The organism is Bradyrhizobium sp. SZCCHNS3016 (assembly GCF_032484535.1).
GTDB lineage: Bacteria > Pseudomonadota > Alphaproteobacteria > Rhizobiales > Xanthobacteraceae > Bradyrhizobium.
Map to the genome: position 1 here is coordinate 325,319 of NZ_JAUETE010000002.1, position 18,803 is coordinate 344,121.

The 18,803-nt window shown below is 65.1% G+C and carries 21 protein-coding genes and 1 tRNA gene; 7 read left to right on the top strand and 15 right to left on the bottom strand.

The genetic code is table 11. The features are described from left to right. Positions 1-134: 134 nt before the first annotated feature. The 4 genes from greA to QW881_RS05775 form a co-directional block, all read right to left on the bottom strand. On the bottom strand, positions 135-611 hold the full coding sequence (greA, locus tag QW881_RS05760; RefSeq protein WP_315758799.1) for a transcription elongation factor GreA: 477 nt from the start codon (positions 609-611) through the stop codon (positions 135-137). A gap of 207 nt (positions 612-818) precedes the next feature. Next, positions 819-4,283: a carbamoyl-phosphate synthase large subunit gene (gene carB / locus QW881_RS05765; RefSeq protein ID WP_315758798.1), complete on the bottom strand. Its 3,465-nt coding sequence runs from the start codon at positions 4,281-4,283 to the stop codon at positions 819-821. Positions 4,284-4,518: 235 nt separating this feature from the next. Next, positions 4,519-4,595: transfer RNA gene (locus QW881_RS05770), tRNA-OTHER, on the bottom strand. 107 nt (positions 4,596-4,702) lie between these two features. Next, entirely contained in the window at positions 4,703-5,407 is a 705-nt protein-coding gene (locus tag QW881_RS05775; RefSeq protein ID WP_315736374.1) for a class I SAM-dependent methyltransferase, read from the bottom strand. Positions 5,408-5,515: 108 nt separating this feature from the next. Between QW881_RS05775 and QW881_RS05780 the strand changes: the two genes are divergently transcribed. After that, positions 5,516-6,043, top strand: coding sequence for a DNA starvation/stationary phase protection protein (locus QW881_RS05780; protein WP_315717516.1), 528 nt, complete (start codon positions 5,516-5,518; stop codon positions 6,041-6,043). Positions 6,044-6,137: 94 nt separating this feature from the next. Here the strand turns inward: QW881_RS05780 and QW881_RS05785 are convergent, their stop codons facing one another. The 4 genes from QW881_RS05785 to QW881_RS05800 form a co-directional block, all read right to left on the bottom strand. Next, positions 6,138-6,932 (bottom strand): sulfite exporter TauE/SafE family protein, encoded by a 795-nt coding sequence (locus tag QW881_RS05785; protein WP_315758797.1) that lies wholly within the window; start codon positions 6,930-6,932, stop codon positions 6,138-6,140. Between the two features lie 102 nt (positions 6,933-7,034). Next, entirely contained in the window at positions 7,035-7,928 is an 894-nt protein-coding gene (locus QW881_RS05790) for an MBL fold metallo-hydrolase (RefSeq protein WP_315758795.1), read from the bottom strand. Positions 7,929-7,939: 11 nt separating this feature from the next. Further along, positions 7,940-8,392 carry a DUF6691 family protein gene (locus QW881_RS05795; protein ID WP_315758794.1) on the bottom strand — a complete coding sequence of 151 codons (453 nt, stop codon included), beginning with the start codon at positions 8,390-8,392 and terminating at the stop codon, positions 7,940-7,942. Between the two features lie 6 nt (positions 8,393-8,398). After that, entirely contained in the window at positions 8,399-8,821 is a 423-nt protein-coding gene (locus QW881_RS05800; RefSeq protein ID WP_315758793.1) for a YeeE/YedE family protein, read from the bottom strand. A gap of 90 nt (positions 8,822-8,911) precedes the next feature. On the opposite strand from QW881_RS05800, the gene QW881_RS05805 reads away from it, so the two are divergent. Beyond that, positions 8,912-9,238 (top strand): metalloregulator ArsR/SmtB family transcription factor, encoded by a 327-nt coding sequence (locus QW881_RS05805; RefSeq protein ID WP_315758820.1) that lies wholly within the window; start codon positions 8,912-8,914, stop codon positions 9,236-9,238. Here QW881_RS05805 and QW881_RS05810 read toward each other — a convergent pair whose 3' ends face one another. The 3 genes from QW881_RS05810 to carA all read right to left on the bottom strand — a co-directional run bounded on the left by QW881_RS05810 (position 9,239) and on the right by carA (position 11,683). Beyond that, complete coding sequence (locus QW881_RS05810; RefSeq protein ID WP_315758792.1) at positions 9,239-9,781, bottom strand: cupin domain-containing protein; 543 nt, start codon at positions 9,779-9,781, stop codon at positions 9,239-9,241. 66 nt (positions 9,782-9,847) lie between these two features. Then, complete coding sequence (locus QW881_RS05815; protein ID WP_315758791.1) at positions 9,848-10,339, bottom strand: PaaI family thioesterase; 492 nt, start codon at positions 10,337-10,339, stop codon at positions 9,848-9,850. A gap of 147 nt (positions 10,340-10,486) precedes the next feature. After that, positions 10,487-11,683, bottom strand: a complete 1,197-nt coding sequence (gene carA, locus QW881_RS05820; protein ID WP_315758790.1) for a glutamine-hydrolyzing carbamoyl-phosphate synthase small subunit — start codon at positions 11,681-11,683, stop codon at positions 10,487-10,489. 181 nt (positions 11,684-11,864) lie between these two features. Between carA and QW881_RS05825 the strand changes: the two genes are divergently transcribed. From QW881_RS05825 to QW881_RS05840, 4 genes are all read left to right on the top strand, one after another. Beyond that, on the top strand, positions 11,865-12,320 hold the full coding sequence (locus QW881_RS05825) for a GatB/YqeY domain-containing protein (protein ID WP_315736383.1): 456 nt from the start codon (positions 11,865-11,867) through the stop codon (positions 12,318-12,320). Between the two features lie 170 nt (positions 12,321-12,490). Beyond that, positions 12,491-14,098 (top strand): acyl-CoA synthetase, encoded by a 1,608-nt coding sequence (locus tag QW881_RS05830; RefSeq protein ID WP_315758789.1) that lies wholly within the window; start codon positions 12,491-12,493, stop codon positions 14,096-14,098. Positions 14,099-14,381: 283 nt separating this feature from the next. Next, positions 14,382-15,158: a DUF2189 domain-containing protein gene (locus tag QW881_RS05835; protein WP_315758788.1), complete on the top strand. Its 777-nt coding sequence runs from the start codon at positions 14,382-14,384 to the stop codon at positions 15,156-15,158. A gap of 86 nt (positions 15,159-15,244) precedes the next feature. Beyond that, positions 15,245-15,667 (top strand): hypothetical protein, encoded by a 423-nt coding sequence (locus tag QW881_RS05840; protein ID WP_315758787.1) that lies wholly within the window; start codon positions 15,245-15,247, stop codon positions 15,665-15,667. A gap of 13 nt (positions 15,668-15,680) precedes the next feature. Here QW881_RS05840 and QW881_RS05845 read toward each other — a convergent pair whose 3' ends face one another. Genes QW881_RS05845 through QW881_RS05855 form a run of 3 tightly spaced genes read right to left on the bottom strand, consistent with a single transcriptional unit; the run spans position 15,681 to position 16,965 of the window. After that, entirely contained in the window at positions 15,681-16,193 is a 513-nt protein-coding gene (locus QW881_RS05845) for an SRPBCC family protein (protein ID WP_315758786.1), read from the bottom strand. 3 nt (positions 16,194-16,196) lie between these two features. After that, positions 16,197-16,658: an SRPBCC family protein gene (locus QW881_RS05850; protein WP_315758785.1), complete on the bottom strand. Its 462-nt coding sequence runs from the start codon at positions 16,656-16,658 to the stop codon at positions 16,197-16,199. Continuing rightward, positions 16,651-16,965 carry a helix-turn-helix domain-containing protein gene (locus QW881_RS05855; protein ID WP_315758784.1) on the bottom strand — a complete coding sequence of 105 codons (315 nt, stop codon included), beginning with the start codon at positions 16,963-16,965 and terminating at the stop codon, positions 16,651-16,653. The genes QW881_RS05850 and QW881_RS05855 overlap by 8 nt, the downstream gene beginning before the upstream one ends. 131 nt (positions 16,966-17,096) lie before the next feature. On the opposite strand from QW881_RS05855, the gene QW881_RS05860 reads away from it, so the two are divergent. Further along, entirely contained in the window at positions 17,097-17,717 is a 621-nt protein-coding gene (locus QW881_RS05860; protein ID WP_315736389.1) for a LysE family translocator, read from the top strand. Between the two features lie 229 nt (positions 17,718-17,946). On the opposite strand, the gene QW881_RS05865 is transcribed toward QW881_RS05860, so the two are convergent. Next, the gene (locus QW881_RS05865) at positions 17,947-18,783 is read right to left on the bottom strand and encodes a PhzF family phenazine biosynthesis protein (RefSeq protein WP_315758783.1); all 837 of its coding nucleotides are present in this window, start codon (positions 18,781-18,783) and stop codon (positions 17,947-17,949) included. Between the last annotated feature and the right edge of the window lie 20 nt (positions 18,784-18,803).

Consider the following 18,803-nt stretch of genomic DNA (forward strand, 5'->3'; position numbering starts at 1 on the left):
CCGATGAATTGACCGTGTGCTGCCGAACGCCATTGTGCCGCAGTGCGGCCGGCCAAACGACGAAGGGCCGCGCCTTCGCGCAGCCCTTGGTTTCGTCCGAACGGTCACAGGCACCGCTCCGGTGCCTCGGGTCCTCAGCGCCACTCGACCTTGGCGATCTCGTAGGACTTGGCGCCGCCGGGCGCCATGACCTCGACGGTGGTGCCCATCTTCTTGCCGATCAGCGCGCGCGCCAGCGGCGAGGTGATCGAGATCCTGCCCTTCTTGGCGTCCGCCTCGACCTCGCCGACGATCTGCCAGACCGCCTTCTTCTCGGTGTCCTCGTCGATCAGGGTCACCGTCGCGCCGAACTTGATCGTGTCGCCGGAGAGCTTGGTCACATCGATGATGTCGGCGCGCGCGAGCTTGTCCTCGAGCTCGGCGATGCGGCCCTCGTTGTGAGACTGCTCTTCCTTGGCGGCGTGATATTCCGCGTTCTCGGACAGGTCGCCATGCGAACGCGCTTCCGCGATATGTTCGATGATGCGCGGACGGTCCACCGATTGGCGCTGCTTGAGCTCGTTCTCCAACGCGGCGTAGCCCATCGAAGTCATGGGAACCTTTTCCACCATCTCTTCTCGTCCTTCAGTCGTGCGGGCGGGGGCGCGCACGATCAGCAGCTTCAGAATAGGCCTTTGCGGCTCAAAGCAAAGCCTGAAGGCCCGGCAAGACCGTCCCGTCAAAGGCCGGTACAACATCGAACGGGGCGGCGGGTTCCTGAAAGCTTCTATTGCCGATTGTTGCCAACCGCTTAGCGGGCGTTCGCCCGCGCGCTGCGATTAGTTTTCGGAAAAGTAACTCTGCAGGGTGCGGACCTCAAGGTCTCCCCCGAGATAGGCACGGATGCCTTGCGCGGCCGCCACGGCACCCGAAAGAGTGGTGTAATACGGCACTTTATGCAAGAGGGCAGCGCGCCGCAGCGAACGGCTGTCGGCCAGCGCCTGCGGGCCTTCGGTGGTGTTGAAGACCAGCTGGATGTCACCGTTGGTGATGGCGTCCACGATGTGCGGCCGTCCCTCCAGCACCTTGTTGATCTTCTCGGTCGGCACGCCCTGGTCGGTCAGGAAGCGCTGGGTCCCGGATGTCGCCACCACCTTGAAGCCGAGCTCGTACAGCATCCGCACCACCTCGGTGATGCGCGCCTTGTCGCTTTCACGTACTGACACGAACACCGTGCCTTTGCGCGGCACGCGTGTGCCGCCGCCGAGCTGGCTCTTGGCGAACGCCACGGCGAACGAGCGGTCGATGCCCATCACCTCGCCGGTCGAGCGCATCTCCGGGCCGAGCACGGTGTCGACGCCCGGGAAACGGGCGAACGGGAAGACCGATTCCTTGACGCCGACATGCTTGAGCGCGCGCTTCTTCAGGCCGAAATCGGCGAGCTTCTCGCCGGCCATGATTCGGGCGGCGATCTTGGCGACCGGCGTGCCGACCACCTTGGCGACGAAGGGCACCGTGCGCGAGGCACGCGGATTGACCTCGAGCACGTAGATCGTGCCGTCCTTGATCGCATATTGCACGTTCATCAGGCCGACGACGTCGAGCCCGAGCGCCAGCTCGCGGGTCTGCCGCTCCAGCTCGGCGATGGTCGCCTCGTCGAGCGAATGCGGCGGCAGCGAGCAGGCCGAATCGCCGGAGTGGATGCCGGCCTCCTCGATGTGCTCCATGATGCCGACGATGAAGGTGTCCTTGCCGTCGGAAAGGCAGTCCACGTCGATCTCGGTCGCGTCCGACAGATAGCGATCGAACAGCAGCGGGTTCTTGCCCAGCACCGTGTTGATCTGGCCGGTCTTGTCGTTCGGGTAGCGCGCCTTGACGTCGGCCGGCACCAGCTCGGGCAGGGTGCCGAGCAGGTAGTCGCTGAGCTGGTTGTCCTCGCGGATGATCTGCATCGCGCGGCCGCCGAGCACGTATGACGGGCGCACCACCAGCGGCAGCCCGAGATCGGCCGCCACCAGGCGGGCCTGCTCGACCGAATAGGCGATGCCGTTCTTCGGCTGCTTCAGATGCAACTTGTCGAGGACGCGCTTGAAGCGGTCGCGGTCCTCGGCGAGGTCGATGGCCTCCGGCGAGGTGCCGAGGATCGGCACGTCGGCCGCCTCCAGCGCACGCGCCAGCTTCAGTGGCGTCTGGCCGCCGAACTGCACGATGACGCCGTGCACGGTGCCGTTCTTGCGCTCGGTCGCGATGATCTCCAGCACGTCCTCGGAGGTCAGCGGCTCGAAATAGAGCCTGTCGGCGGTGTCGTAGTCGGTCGAGACCGTCTCCGGATTGCAGTTGACCATGATGGTCTCAAAGCCGGCGTCGGACAGCGCGAAACAGGCGTGGCAGCAGCAATAGTCGAACTCGATGCCCTGGCCGATCCGGTTCGGACCGCCGCCGAGAATGATCACCTTCTTCTTGTCGGACGGCGCGCTCTCGTCGGCGAGTTGGCCTGCGAACAGCGTTTCGTAGCTCGAATACATGTAGGCGGTGGGCGAAGCGAACTCCGCCGCGCAGGTATCGATGCGCTTGAACGCCGGGCGGACGCCGAGTGCCTGCCGCTTGGCGGCGACCTCGGCTTCCGTGGTGTCGGCGAGCACCGCGAGCCGTGCGTCGGAGAAGCCCATCGCCTTCAGCGAGCGCATGCCGGTCGCGTTCGGCGGCAGGCCGTGCCGGCGCACCTTGTCCTCCATCTCGACGATGCCGCGCATCTGCGCCAGGAACCAGGGATCGATCTTGCAGGAGTTGAAGATGTCCTCGTCCGACCAGCCGAGCCGCATCGCCTGCGCGACCTGGAGCAGGCGGTTCGGCGTCGGGGTGCCCAAGGCGGCACGAATCGCGTTCTTGTCGTCGCCGCGTCCGAGTCCCTCGATGTCGATCTCGTCGAGGCCGGTGAGGCCGGTCTCGAGACCGCGCAGCGCCTTCTGCAGGCTCTCCTGGAAGGTGCGCCCGATCGCCATCACCTCGCCGACAGATTTCATCGAGGTCGTCAGCGTGGTCGAGGCGCCCGGGAATTTCTCGAATGCGAAGCGCGGGATCTTGGTGACGACGTAGTCGATGGTCGGCTCGAACGAGGCCGGGGTCGCGCCGCCGGTGATGTCGTTGGCGATCTCGTCCAGCGTGTAGCCGACCGCGAGCTTGGCCGCGACCTTGGCGATCGGGAAGCCGGTCGCCTTGGAGGCCAGCGCCGAGGAGCGCGATACGCGCGGATTCATCTCGATCACGACCATGCGGCCGTCGGCCGGGTTGACGCCGAACTGCACGTTGGAGCCGCCGGTCTCGACGCCGATCTCGCGCAGCACCGCCAGCGAGGCGTCGCGCATGATCTGGTATTCCTTGTCGGTCAGCGTCAGCGCCGGCGCGACGGTGATCGAGTCGCCGGTGTGCACGCCCATCGGATCGAGGTTCTCGATCGAGCAGATGATGATGCAGTTGTCCTTCTTGTCGCGGACCACCTCCATCTCGTACTCCTTCCACCCGAGCACCGATTCCTCGATCAGCACTTCGTTGGTGGGGGAGGCGTCGAGACCGCGCTCGATGATGTCGAGATATTCTTCCTTGTTGTAGGCGATGCCGCCACCGGTGCCGCCCATCGTGAAGGAGGGACGGATGATCGCGGGCAGGCCGATCTCGGACAGCGCCATCAGCGCCTGGCCGAGCGCATGCTCCTGGTAGCGCTTGCGGCGCTCGTTCTCGCCAAGCGTCCATTGCCGGTCGAGCTCGTCGCGCTCGGCGCCGGACAGCTTCTCGCGCTCGGCGAGATATTTGTCGCGGTACTGCTTCTTCAGCGCGGAGGCGTTGGCGAGCCGCGACTTCGGCGTCTGCAGCCCGATCTTCTCCATCGCGTTGCGGAATAGCTGGCGGTCCTCGGCCTTGTCGATCGCATCAGCCGTGGCGCCGATCATCTCGACGTCGAACTTCTCCAGTGTCCCCTGCCGGCGCAACGACAGCGCGCAGTTCAGCGCGGTCTGCCCGCCCATGGTCGGCAGCAGTGCGAAGCCGCCGGGGATGACGTGGCGTTCCTTCTCGATGATCTTGGCGACGATCTCGGGCGTGATCGGCTCGATATAGGTCGCATCGGCCAGCTCCGGATCGGTCATGATCGTGGCCGGATTGGAGTTGACGAGGACGACGCGATAGCCCTCCTCCTTCAGCGCCTTCACCGCCTGCGTACCGGAATAGTCGAATTCGCAGGCCTGGCCGATCACGATCGGACCGGCGCCAATGATCAGGATGGTCGAGATGTCGGTTCGTTTCGGCATTCAAGCTCACGGGCAAGGAACGGGCAGGAATTGGGCACAAAAAAAGGGCGCGCGTATCGCGCGTCCCCGTAAGGCCCAGGCGCGACCAGTGCTCGCGCGCGAGCGGTCTTTAGACCAGTTTCCTCTGAGCGAAAAGGGTTTTGGGCCGAAATCAACGGCCAATTTGGCGGAGAGGGGCGGAGGGGCGCCCTGCCGTCGCTGGCTCGCCGAGCCGAAGCTGCGCAGCAGCGAAGGCTGGAGGCCCGGCCTGGACTTGAACCAGGTTCAAGAGCGTTGCACCGCTCTTCGCGTCGTAGCTTCCGCCACCGGGCCGAGGGTGATCTTACCTCTCACGGCCGCGTGAGCCAGCCCGTGTTTCAGTTAACCCTAATCCAGTTGCTTGATGTTGGCAGTTGCGGCGGGCTGGTCGGCCCACGCGGTCACCCGGTTCCCGTCATCGGCCGAGCCACGAAGGTCATCCGCCAGGGATTGTGGCCGATATTCTTGGGCGCCCGGACGGCGCTGAGGTCGGCCTTCTTCAGCCTCGCCAGGATCTCGGCCTCGCTGTAGTGCTGCAGGCCGACCTTGGTGCGCAGTTGCCGGTAATCCGACAGCGCCGTGGCGACCAGCCCGACCAGGGCATCCTTGAGGAAGCCGTCCCGTGCGGCGAACATCAGCAGCGCGAGCACGTCACGGCCCATGCCAACGTCCGGACGCAGGACGTCGCCGAGGATGAACTTTCCCGACGGCTTCAGCAGCCGCCTGATCACGGCAAGGGCCGCGTCGAATTCCGCCTCGCTCATGTACTGCGCCACGGAGTTCATGACGACGAGGTCGATCGAGCCTTCCTGCATGTTGCGCAGCTCGTCCAGCGAGCGCACGCGGATCTTGGTGTTGGGCGCGAAACGCGCGATCAGCCGGCCGCGCACGCCCGGCGCCGGCTCGGCCAGGATCAGCGTCATGCATGCGTCGGCGACCTTGGCGGCCGATAAGGCCTCTCCGCAGGAATAGTCGAGAACGACCGCGTCGGGCGAGGGAATATAGCCGACGATGTCGCGCGCAATCCCCTGGAAGTGCAGGTCGCGATGCAGCTTGCTCGCATAGATCGTGTGCGTGGAATCGTAATAGTCGATCCAGTCGTCCATGGCGTGTTCCGGCAAACACAGTTCCTTGATCGGAACTGGAGGGGTCAGCGAGCGTTAACGGGTCCGATCACCCGTGTCCATCGCTGCTTCTAACAGGAAGGTTAGGCCGTGAGTAAAGCAAAGACCGACAAGACCGCCCCCGAGCTCGATACCCCGACCGATCTGTCCCCGGACGCCGTGAACAAGATCTCGACGGCATTGAACACGCTGCTTGCGGATGCCTTTGCGCTCTATCTGAAGACCAAGAACTTCCACTGGCACGTCAGCGGACGGCATTTCCATGACTACCATGAGATGCTGGACGAGCAGTCGGACGCGATCTTTGCCACCACGGACCAACTGGCCGAGCGGGTGCGGAAGCTCGGCGGCACCACGCTGAAATCGATCAGCCAGATCAGCAAGCTGCAGACCATCAAGGACAACAACGAGGAGTATGTGCCGCCGCGCGAGATGTTGCGGGAGTTGATGGAGGACAATAAGCACGTCGCGGCTGCGATGCGGAAGGCGCACGGGCTGTGCGACGACAATGACGATCCGGCCACCGCGGGATTGCTGGAGACCTTCATCGACGAGACCGAACGCCGCACCTGGTTCTTGTTCGAAGCGAGCCGCCAGGAAGGCAGCAACGCGGCATAAGCGGGCCCGCGTTGAGTTGAGCTCCAGGCGCCCTGCGAGGACGTGGGGCGCCGGTCCGGCCTCGATGCCGGCTCCGGCTCATATCCACGCCGCACTATCCGAAGTGGCCGAGTGCCGACCAACTCCGATAGATCATGTAAGCCGCCACCACGAACACCACGGTGGCAAACACCTTGTTCAGGGTGCCGCGCGTACCGGACAGGCGAGCGGCCAGCTTCGCACCGACCAGGCCACCGGCGATGCCGGCGACGAGAAAGGTCGCCGCCAGCGCCCAGTCGACCAGTCCCGACAGCGCGTAGTTTGCTGCGGTCGTCAGTCCGAACGCCGTGACGGACACGAGCGAGGAGCCGATCGCGTAGAGGATCGGCATGCCTGTCGCAAACATCAGAGCCGGAACGATCAGGAAACCGCCGCCGATGCCGAAGAAGCCGGACAGCATTCCCGTGCCGAAGCCGAATGCCAATAGCGGCAATAGATTGTCGCGTGAAAGCTTGACGTCCAGCTGGCTGTCCGTGCCGCGCTTGCGCAGCATCAAGAGGCCGATCACGATCATGACCAGGGCGAACAGCAGCAGCAGCTTCTGGCCGTCGACCATCTTGCCGAGCGTCGAGCCCGCGAAGGCGCCGACCACGCCCGTTGCAGCAAACACCAGCGCGCAACGCCATTTGACGTTGCCGGAGCGGGCATGATTGGCGAGATTGGCCGCCGCGTTGATCGCCACGGCGACCGCGCTCGTGCCGATCGCCACGTGGGGATTGCCGACGCCCACCAGATAGACCATGAGCGGCACGGCCAGCACCGATCCGCCTCCGCCGATCAGGCCGAGCGTGAATCCGACGAAAGAGCCGGACAGCGAGCCGAGCGCAAGCTCGGCAGCGGACAACGTCATCCTGTGATGCTCCGGCATGGCATGCCGCGCCGGGGTGCGGACGCTGCCAAATGGGAAAGCCGAGCCGCGACGTCTGCCGCGTGCTCGGTGGGACGGGGTGACTTAGAGCGCGTTGAGCGGCACTTTCAGGAAGCGCCGGCCGTCCTGATCGGGCGTCGGCAGCCGTCCCGCCTTCATGTTCACCTGCAACGACGGGATGATCAGCTTGGGCATGTTCAAGGTGCGGTCGCGCGCCTCGCGGGCGGCGACGAACTGCTCCTCGGTGATGCCGTCGCGGACGTGGATGTTGTGCGCGCGCTGCTCGGCCACTGTCGTTTCCCAGCGAATGTCGCGGCCATTCGGACCGTAGTCGTGGCACATGAACAGCCGCGTCGCGTCAGGCAGCTCCAGCACCCGGCGGATCGAGCGATACAGCGTGCGGGCATCGCCGCCGGGAAAGTCGGCACGTGCCGAGCCGCCGTCCGGCATGAACAGCGTGTCCCCGACGAAGGCGGCGTCTCCGATCACATGAGTCATGCAGGCCGGCGTGTGACCCGGCGTAAGCATGGCGAAGGCAGTCATTGCGCCGATCCGGTAGGTATCGCCATCATGGAACAGGCGGTCGAACTGGCTGCCGTCGCGCTGAAACTCGGTGCCTTCGTTGAAGATCTTGCCGAACGTCTCCTGCACCATCCTGATATTGGCGCCGATGCCGATCCTGCCGCCCAGCCTTGACTGGATGTAGGACGCCGCCGACAGATGGTCGGCATGGACATGGGTCTCGATCAGCCAGTCCAGTTGCCAGCCGCGATCCTCGATCAGGCGAATGATCTTGTCGGCGGAATGGGGCGCGATGCGACCCGAGGCATAGTCGATGTCCATGACCGAATCGATCACGGCGCAGGCCCGCGAGCCTGGGTCCTTGACCACGTAGCTGACGGTGTTGGTGGCGGGATCGAAGAACGGTGTGACCTCGGGTTTCACCGACAGGTCGACCGGATGTGGAATGCCGGACATTCAAGCCTCCCTCATTCTGAAGCGACCGCCGCGAACGAGGGCCGGCGGCTCGCGAGCATGCGGGCTGCGGCCATTCCGATCATCATGGCCGTGACAAACAGGACGATGGCAGGCGAGCCGTAGCCGAGCGCCACGAAGGCCGGGCCCGGGCAGATGCCGGCGAGGCCCCAGCCGATGCCAAAGACGGCAGGGCCGGTTGCGATCCGCCAATCCAGCGTCTGCGAGGATGGCAGGTGGAATTGGTCACCGAGCACGGGACGCCGGCGCCGCAAAACCAATCGAAAGCCGGCGAAGCTGACTCCGACCGCTCCAGCCATCACGAGGATCAGGCTCGGATCCCAGCCGCCGGAGCGGATCGCCCCGAAATCGAGGAAGTTGAGCACCTTCTCCGGATTGGACATGCCCGAGAGCAGCAACCCGAGACCGAAGACGAGGCCGACGATGAACTGGATGAAGATGATCATGATGTCTCACAGCACGTGGCGAACGAGGAAGGTGGTCGCGACCGCGGTGGCCATGAATATCAGCGTGGCGACGATCGAGCGCGGCGACAGGCTGGCGATGCCGCAGACGCCATGACCCGAGGTGCAGCCGTTGCCCCAGACCGCCCCGAAGCCGACGAGCAGCCCGGCTGCAACCATATCGATCAGACCGACCTCCAGCTTCAGCGGCGGCAGGCTCCCGCTGACGATGCGGACTGCAAGGGCGGCCGCGACCAGCCCTCCTATGAAGGCGAGCCGGCCAGCGAGCGCGCCGTCCCAGGGCGGCAACAGCCGCGCGGCAATGCCGCTGACGCCGGCGATGCGGCCGGTCAGGCCCATCAGCATGACGGCTGCAGCGCCGATGAGGGCGCCGCCTGCGAGCGCCGTAACCGCCGTATACTCCGTGATCATATCGTCCCTTTGATTCCCTCGTCGGGCGCATGTTGCAATCGGCTATCATGTGCATTATTGCATATATACGAAATTGAAGAAGTAACAATGATGACAACACAGGCCAGGCGCAAAACCCGCGAGACCATGGTGGCGGCGCTCGACGACAAGGCGGAGGAGGCGGCCGGCCTGCTCGCTGCCATGGCGAATTCGAAGCGCCTCATGGTGCTCTGCAACCTCATCGACGGCGAGCGCGCAGTCGGCGATCTCGCCGAGCAGGTCGGGTTGCGACAGGCGGCGCTGTCGCAGCATCTCGCCAAGATGCGCGCGCTCGATCTCGTCGCCACCCGGCGCGATGGCCAGACCATCTACTATCGGCTGGCGAGCCGCGAGGTCCGCGAGATCCTGCAGACGCTGTATCGGCTGTATTGCGCCTGATCAGCGCGCCTGCTGCCACAGGCGCGTGAGTGGGCCACCCGCGCCGAGCACGGGATCGGTCGCGGGCAGCGGCACCTCCGGAATGGTTTTCGATGCGCGGGCGTGGTTCTCCGGCGTCGGCCGCGTGACCTGCATCTTCGGTCCGGGCGGATAGGCGCCGACGATGCAGAAATCGCTGCTGGCAGCGATGCATTGATGTCCAGTGCCGGCCGGCAGGATGGCGACGTCACCGGGCCTGAGCTCCAGCTCCCGACCGCGATCGCCGCCGAAGCGGACACGCGCGGTTCCGCTGGCAACCCCCAGAGCCTCGTGCACCGTCGCATGATAGTGCAGATAGTCGTAGACGCCGTTGCGCCACATGCTGCCCCAGCCGTTGGCAGCGAACACGCGCTCGATGTCGGCCGCCGGATCGGCGCCGTCCAGATCGATGACGCTCTTGTAGACCAGGAGCGGCATCGGATCGTTGGGCACCAGGCCGTCATCCGCGAACACGATGCTGAGCGGTTCGATCGACTTGACGCGGGGCGAGGGGGCGGCAGGCATGGCGACCTCGGAACAAAGGATGGGGCCTCGCCCTATCAACCGGCCTGCGCGGCCGCCGTTCCAGGCTCACGCCTTGGGCAGCTCGAACACCAGGCAAGTCGTGGTGGCGTGCGCCAGCAGGCGCCCTTGCGAATCGGCGATGCGTGCCTCGGCGGTCGCGGCGCGGCGTCCGAACGACAGCGTCCTGCCCTCCGTTCTCACGATGCCGGTGGTCTCGGTCATTGCCTTGATGAAGGAGACCTTGAATTCCAGCGTGGTGTAACCGCTGCCCTGCGGGCACATCGTGTGGACGGCGAGCCCCATCGCGGAATCCAGCAGGATCGCGGCGTAGCCGCCATGCACCGAACCGATCGGATTATAATGCCGCAAGGCCGGCACGCTGTGCATGACGACCTGGCCGGGCTCGGCGCTACAGTCGAACGGCGCGACCGTCTGCATGATCGGCGGCTGCGGCAAAGTCCCGGCAAAGATGCCGCGCACGAAATCGAGCCCGGGCATCGAGGCCAGCACCGCCAGGGGCACCACGCCGAATTCACCGCGCAGATCCGTCTCGCTCATATCGTCGATCTCCAATGTATGATGATCATCATATGAATGCGGTGCGAAAAGATCGAGGGCAAAACAGATGCCGGCGATCACAAGATTGCGGACAGAAAAATGCCCGGGACCAGCCCGGGCATGTCGAGTGTCGTCGAGCTGGCGGCCTCAGGCTGCGCTGCGCTTCTTTTCGCGCATCAGCTCGGCGAAGCGCTGAAACAGATAGTGCGAGTCGCGCGGGCCGGGCGACGCTTCCGGGTGATACTGCACCGAGAACACCGGTTTGCCTTCGAGCTGGATGCCGCAATTGGAGCCGTCGAACAGCGAGATGTGGGTCTGCGTCGCGCCCGATGGCAGCGTGTCCTGGTCGACCGCGAAGCCATGGTTCATCGAGGTGATCTCGACCTTGCCGGTGGTCTCGTCCTTGACCGGATGATTGGCGCCGTGATGGCCCTGATGCATCTTCTTGGTCTTGGCGCCAACCGCAAGCCCGAGCATCTGATGGCCGAGGCAGATGCCGAAGGTCGGCGTGCCCGACGAAATCACCTGCTGAATGACCGGCACGGCATATTTGCCGGTCGCCGCGGGATCACCCGGTCCGTTCGACAGGAACACGCCGTCCGGCTTCATCGCGAGGATGTCCTCGGCGGGCGTCGTCGCCGGCACCACGGTCACCTTGCAGCCGACGCCGGCGAGCAGGCGCAGGATGTTGCGCTTGATGCCGTAGTCGATCGCGACGACGTTGAATTCCGGATTGGTCTGTTGGCCGAAACCCACGTTCCACACCCAGGGGGTCTCGTCCCAGGTGAAGCGCTGGGCGGAGGTCACCATCGGCACGAGGTCCATGCCCTCCAGGCCGGGCCATTCCCGCGCTTCCTTCTTCAGCACATCGAGATCGAAGTTGCCGTCCCTGGCATGCGCGATCACGGCGTTCGGCATGCCCTTGGCACGGATCAGCGCGGTCAGCGCCCTTGTGTCGATGCCGGACAGCCCGATGATCCCGCGCGCGCGCAGCCACTGGTCGAGATGGCGCGTCGCGCGATAATTTGAGGGGTCGGTGATCGCGGTGCGCAGGATCACCCCGCGCGCGCCCGGCGTCGCCGCCATGTTCACCGTCTCGATATCCTCGTCGTTGGTGCCGACATTGCCGATATGCGGGAAGGTGAAGGTGATGAGCTGGCCGGCATAGGACGGATCGGTGAGAATCTCCTCGTAGCCGGTCATTGCGGTGTTGAAGCAGACCTCACCCACGGCATGGCCTTCGGCGCCGAGGCCGTAGCCTTCCAGCACCGTTCCATCGGCGAGCACGAGGAGCGCGGTCGGTTTATGGTCCGGCCAGGCGGCGTCAGTATCGATGTGTGTCATGAGGCCTCTACATAGTGCCCCTGGCGCGCGGCGTCAAAGCGGGAAGCGGCCGATTCACACGCGATATCGGTCAATTTGGCTGGAGTTTCGAGGCATCCGACCGGAACGGATGCGGAACCGTGTTGTTTCGGGTGGGCGAACCGCCTAGACCAGCGCCAATGGATTTTGAGAGGGCGAGATCATGCTGCGCGACGACATCAACAATGCGGTCAAGGAGGCGATGAAGGCCAAGGACGAGCGCAAGCTGTCCACCCTTCGCATGGTGAACTCGACCTTGAAGAACGCCGACATCGCCGCGCGCGGCGAAGGCAAGCCGCCCTTGACCGACGCCGACGTGCTCGCGGTGCTGCAGAAGATGATCAAGCAGCGTCAGGAGTCGGTCGAGCTGTATGAAAAGGGCGGCCGCGCCGAGCTCGCCGCCGGCGAGCGCGAGGAGATCGCGGTCATCTCGGCCTATCTGCCGAAGCAGATGAGCGACGATGAGGTGAAGTCGGCCATCTCCTCCGCCGTCGCTGAGACCGGCGCCGCCGGCATGAAGGACATGGGCAAGGTGATCGGCGTGCTGAAGGCGAAGTACACGGGACAGATGGATTTTGCCAAGGCGAGCGCACTGGTGAAGGCGGCGCTGTCGGGCTAGGCCGCGCGAAGCGCCGAGCCGCCCCACATCGTCGTGCCCGGGCTTGTTCCGGGCATCCACGTCTTTAAGACTATCATCAAGAGTAAAGACGTGGATGGCCGGGCCGTCGCCGCGCCGAAGGGGCTTCGGCCCCGCAGGCGGGTCTTCGCCCGGCCATGACGGAGAGAACAATGCTCAAGGAAACGTCCGACTACGAACAGCTCACTCGCGACTTCCGCTGGGACATCCCCGCGCAGTTCAACATCGCGGTCGCGACCTGCGATCGCCACGCCGATGGCTCCGCCCGCCTCGCGCTGATCGTCGTCGAGGAGGACGGCGCCGCCCGGCGCGTCTCATTCGATGAGCTGCGCGATTACTCCTGTCGCTTCGCCAACGTATTGAAGGCCGATGGTCTCGCGCAGGGCGACCGCGTCGCGGTGTTCCTGTCGCAGTCGCTGGAGCTGCCGGTCGTCCATCTCGCGGCGTTCCGCGCCGGTCTCGTCTCCGTGCCGCTGTTCACGCTGTTCGGCGAGGACGCGCTGCAATTCCGGCTGCAGAATTCCGGCGCCAAGGTCGTCGTCACCGACGCCACGGGCCTAGCGAAGCTTGCGCGCATTCGCGACCACCTGCCGGAACTCAAGACGATCTATGTCACTGACGGCGACGGCCTCGGCGCCCGAGCCTTCTGGCCGACGCTGGAGCGCGCCTCGGATCAATTCCCGACCGTCGCCACGTCGAGCGACGACCCTGCCATCATCATCTACACGTCGGGTACGACCGGAAATCCCAAGGGCGCGCTGCACGCGCATCGCGTACTGCTCGGCCACCTGCCCAATGTCGAGATGGTGCACGGCTTCCTGCCGAAGCCCGGCGACGTCATGTGGACGCCGGCGGATTGGGCATGGATCGGCGGCCTGTTCGATGCGCTGTTTCCCGCATGGTATCACGCGATCCCGGTGATCGGTTATCGCGCCAGGAAATTCGAGCCGCAGGCCGCAATGCAACTGATGGCGGACTACGCCGTCCGCAACGTGTTCCTGCCCCCGACCGCGCTGAAGTTGATGCGCCAGGCCAATGTCAAGCACGAGGGCGTCAAGCTGCGCAGCATCCTCACCGGCGGCGAGTCGCTCGGCGCCGAACTGCTCGACTGGGTGCGCGCGACATTCGGCATCGACGCGCACGAGATCTACGGCCAGACCGAATGCAATCTCGTCGTCGGCAACAATGCAAAGCTGTTTCCGATCCGGCCGGGCTCGATGGGCAAGGCGACGCCGGGCTTCGAGGTGCTGATCGTCAACGACAAGGGCGAGGAGCTGCCGCGCGGCGAGAGAGGCATCATCGGCGTGCGCCAGCCCAATCCCTGCACCATGATCGAATATTGGCGCAATCCGGAGGCGACGCAGAAGAAGTTCGCTCGTGACGTGCTGCTGACCGGCGATCTCGGCACCCAGGATGACGACGGCTATTTCTGGTATGCGAGCCGCGAGGACGACGTCATCACGTCGGCCGGCTATCGCATCGGCCCGGCGGAGATCGAGGACACGCTGCTCAAGCACCCGGCAGTCGCGTTGGCGGCCGTCGTCGGCATTCCCGACCCGGTGCGTACCGAGGCCATCAAGGCGTGGATCGTGCTGCGGCCCGGCTTCGTTGCAAATGACACTCTATCGCGAGAGATCCAGGACTTCGTCAAGGTGAAGCTCGCTGCGCACGAATACCCGCGCCACGTTGAATTCACCGACACCCTGCCGATGACGGCGACCGGCAAGGTGCTGAGGCGCGAGTTGCGGGCGCGGGGGTAGGGCGAGCTTGCTGCCGTGCGAGCCCGATGGCGCGGCTTGCGAGGCCTCCCCCGCTTGGTGACGAGCACGGGTCCAACAACATGCGTCGGATGTGGCCGCGCCTGACCCCAGCTCTCGCCTCGTAAGGACGGGGAAGAGGACCTGCGGCGCCGCGCGGCTTCGCATCTCGCCTCACGGGACGCCACGGCTTAGACTCTGTCCGCTGCCTACAAGTTGAAATTGAAATCCTCGCCCTACCGCTGTTAGCATCATCGCCAACAAGAACAGTCAGGAGGGTACGCCGATGACCGCATCCGTCTCGGGACGATCCGATCCCGTGGTGCGCCGCATCACGACGGCCGATATCGCCGAAGCCTTGACGCAAGGCCTCCGTGATTTTCAGGCTCAGCCCATGTTCGGCCTTGCTTTCGGGCTGATCTACGTGCTCGGCGGCATCAGCATCGTGCTCTGCGTCACCGCGTTCGGCATGGTCTACTTGGCCTATCCGTTGGCCGCGGGCTTTGCGCTGATCGGCCCGTTCGTCGCGATCGGTCTCTACGAGGTCAGTCGCCGCCGCGAGCTAGGCCAGCCGATCACCTATGGCGCGATCTGGCGCACGATCACGTCACGCGGCGAGATTGCCTGGATGGCGTTCGTGACGCTATTTTTCTTCATTATCTGGATGTACCAAGTGCGCCTCCTGATCGCGCTGCTGCTCGGGCTCAATGCCTCGTTCTCCAGCATCAAGGAGTTCATGACCGTGGTGCTGACGACCAACGAGGGTCTGCTCTTCCTGGCGATCGGCAATCTCGACGGCGCCGCGCTGTCGCTGGTGCTGTTCTCGCTCACGGTCGTATCGTTTCCGCTGCTGCTGGAGCGCGACGTCGATTTCGTGACGGCGATGATCACCAGCGTGCGCGCGGTCGTGACCAGTCCCGGCCCGATGATCGGCTGGGCCGCCGTCATCACCGTGCTGCTGATCATCTCGGCATTGCCGTACTTCCTGGGGCTGCTGGTCACTGTGCCGGTGCTGGGCCATGCGACCTGGCATCTGTACCGCCGGATCGTAGCTCCGGCGTAAGGCCAGGACTGTCGCGACGATCGCACGGGTTTGGTTCGAACCGCGGCTCGCCAATCGTCGGCCGGCCCCAATGTCGGAGGAGGATGATGCCGGACAACATCGCGTTGTTTGCCACGATCGTCTTATTGCTGCCGATGTTCTATCTGCTGCTGGCCGCGCCGGCCTTTCTGCTGGTGCGGCTCGACATCGTGCCGGTCACCCGGCTCCTGCGCGGCATGTTCGACTCCTACTTCGTGGCGCTTTCGATCGCTGGCGGCATCGGCGCGCTCGCCGTGCTGGCCGACGGCCGCCCCGTTCTGGGGCTGGGCATTGGCCTGATCGCGGCGTTCGCGCTGTTCTCGCGCCGCTGGTTTCTGCGGCAGATGGACGCGCGCATCCGCGACAGGGATTCCGGCGATGCGACGGCCGTGCGTCGGCTGCGCTGGCTGCATTGGGGTGGCATGCTGAGCAATGCGGTCCAGGTCGGCGCCGTCCTCGCCAGCATCCCACAGATCGCCGCGGTGTCGTAGCAGGCCTTGTCGTTTAAGGCACTGCAATCCCCATCGCCTTCAGGGCCGCCAGCATGTGCGTCGGCGGCGTCATCTTCACCGCGAGCGGCTTGCCCGTCTCGAGCACGCTCTTGAGGCTCGACAGGATGGCCGGCCAGCCCTGGCGTCCGCCGGACAGGATGTCGTCGGAGAGCGGCCGCTCGTGCGCTTCAGTCATCGTGAGACGGACGGCGTCGCCGGCCGGTTCGATCTCATAGGTCACGAGCGTGCGGCCCAGTGCCTCGACGAGGCCGGGCCAGTTGACGTCCCACGTGACGGTCAGCTGGTGCGGCGGCTCGCAGACGATCACCTGGCCGCTGATGTGTTCGGAGCCGTCCGGCGCGCGCACGATGAAGGCGCCACCCGCCCTCAGTTCGGCTTCAACCGCGAAGCCGAAGAAATATTGCCGGCTGAACTCGGCCGAGGTCAGCGCCTGCCACACCTTCTCAGGGCTGGCGGCGATGTAGATCGTGTAGACGGTGGCGGGCTTGAACTTTGCAAGATCCATCGCTCAGCCTCCTTTGCCGAGCGCTGACATCGGGATCGCCAGCGCGGTTCCGGTCTCCAGCAGACTTTTTAGGCCGGACATGATCGCGGGCCAGCCGTTGGAAACCGCATCGAGCAATCTCCCCGCCCCTTCGAAGCCTTCATGCGTCAGGGTCAGCTTGACGGAGTTGCCGTGCTGTTCGATCGCGAACACGACCTTGGTCGGCTGCTCGTTGCGAAACTCGTCTTTCAGGACGTGCTGGAAGGTGTAGGAGAGCCGGCGTGGCGGATCGAACTCCAGAATCTGGCCGACATCCGTCGTCATCCCGTCGGTCACCAGCGCGAACGGCGAGCCGACGCGCCAGTCGGAATGCAGTTCGGTGCCGAACCAGTAGCGCTTCGCGAATTCGTTTGATGTCAGCGCCTCCCACAATTTCTCGGGCGTCGTCGCGATATACGTGACGTAGACGAATTCGGGCTTACTCATCGCGCTCCTCCAATTGCCGCTTCAACTCGCTGAGCGCGGCGAGCTTGTCGCGCTCGAATTTCTTGATCCAGCGCTCCCCGATGTGATGGATCGGCACCGGATTGAGATAGTGCAGCTTCTCGCGGCCATGCCGGATGGTCGCGACCAGATTGGCCGCTTCCAGAATGGCAAGGTGCTTGGTCACGGCCTGTCGCGTCATCGCGAGGCCGTCGCAGAGCTCGGTCAGGGTTTGCCCGTTCCGCGCGTGGAGCCTGTCGAGCAGGGCGCGTCGTGAGCCGTCCGCAAGCGCCTTGAAGACATCATCCATGTGAGAAAGAATAGGCAACCAAATGGTTGCGTGTCAAGAGCGCTGCGGTGTGGATCGCGCGAGGACAAGCGGGCTTCCCTCTGCAGACATGTCGTGCATTAGTGAGCGCCTCATTCGCATCGAGGCGCCTCATGTCCCTGCAAGTCTATCTCGCCTTCGTCGCCGCCTGTATCGGGCTCGCGCTGCTGCCGGGTCCCGTCGTTACGCTGCTGATCGCCAACGGTCTGCGCCACGGGACCCGCGCCGCGCTCATCAATATCGCCGGCGTGCAGACCGGGCTGGCGATCGCGATCGGCATCGTCGCCGTCGGCCTGACGTCGCTGATGGCCACGATGGGCTATTGGTTCGAATGGGTGCGGCTGATCGGTGCGGCCTATCTGGTGTGGCTCGGCATTCAGCTCATCCGCTCGCCGATCGAGGGGATCTCTGCGGGCGAGGCGCCGCCACCGCCGCCGCGCGGCGGCTTTTTCCTGCAGGGGCTGCTGGTGCTGCTCTCGAACCCGAAGGTGATGGTGTTCTTCGGCGCTTTCCTGCCGCAGTTCATGGACATGAGCCGGGATCACGTGCCGCAGGTCGGTTTGCTCGGCGTCACCTTCATGTTGATTGCGGGTCTCACCGACGCGATCTATGCGCTGCTCGCGGGCCGTGCGCGAAAACTGTTTTCGGCCAGGCGGACCCGGCTGGTGTCGCGCATCTCCGGCGGCTTCATGATCGGCGGCGGCGTGTGGCTGGCGCTGACGCGGGCGCGCTGACGAGCTCGCCTCCGCAGCCCCAGCCTTCCTTCCATCATCCTTCGAGACGCCGGCCCTCGGCGGGCTCCTCAGGATGAGGGCAAATTCGCCGCGCAGTCAAAAAACCTCCTGGTGAGGAGCGCCGCGCGTGGCGCGTCTCCGGACGATGCTTCGCATCGCCGGGAGAACAATGAGGCCGCGCTGACACCGGACCGGTCTGCGACCGACTCGAGGTTCTGCGGCGGTCGCGTTACAGGCTGATCGTTCCCTTCACCACCGGCGCGACGTCACCGCCGATCCAGATCGTCTCGCCGTCCTGCGCGACATGGACGCGGCCGGCGCGGCCGAGAACCGTGCCCTGGGAGGCGACATATTGCTTCGGAGCAATTCCGGCTCCAATCAGCCATTGCGCCAGACTTGCATTGAGGCTGCCCGTCACCGGGTCCTCGCCGCCACCCCACATGAAGCCGCGGACCTCGTAGTCGGCCTCCGGGCCATCCTGCGCCCGATCCCATGGCGCAACCACGCCGATCGGCTGTTGCGGCAGCGCCGCCGGATTGAAGCGGATGTCGAGCAGCGCGCGGCGCGAGTCGATCAGCACGCCGATCCAGCCCGGGCCGTTGTCGACCCACTGCACGGCGCGCACCGTGCTCGATTGGATGCCGAGCGCTGCTGCGATCCTGCTCGTCAGCTCGGCATCGACGGTGCCGGAGCGCTTGAGCGGCGGGGCTGCGAAGGCGAGCCGGTCTCCGTCACGCTTGATGCGCACGAGACCCGCGCCGCATTCCTGCACCACATGCTCGCCCCTCGGCCGGCCGCCGAGCGCGAGCCATACGTGGCACGAGCCGAGCGTCGGATGGCCTGCAAAAGGCAGCTCGCGCTGCGGGGTGAAGATGCGCACGCGATAATCAGCGCCCGGATTCTGAGCGCGTGACAGGAAGGTCGTCTCGGACAGATTGGTCCAGTTGGCGATCGCCCGCATCGCCGCATCGTCGAGGCCGTCGGCCTCGGCGATCACGGCAAGCGGGTTGCCCTTGAAGGCGACCTTGGAGAACACGTCGACTTGATGGAAGGGAAGCGTCGGCATGGCTGTGTCCTCTTAGGTCT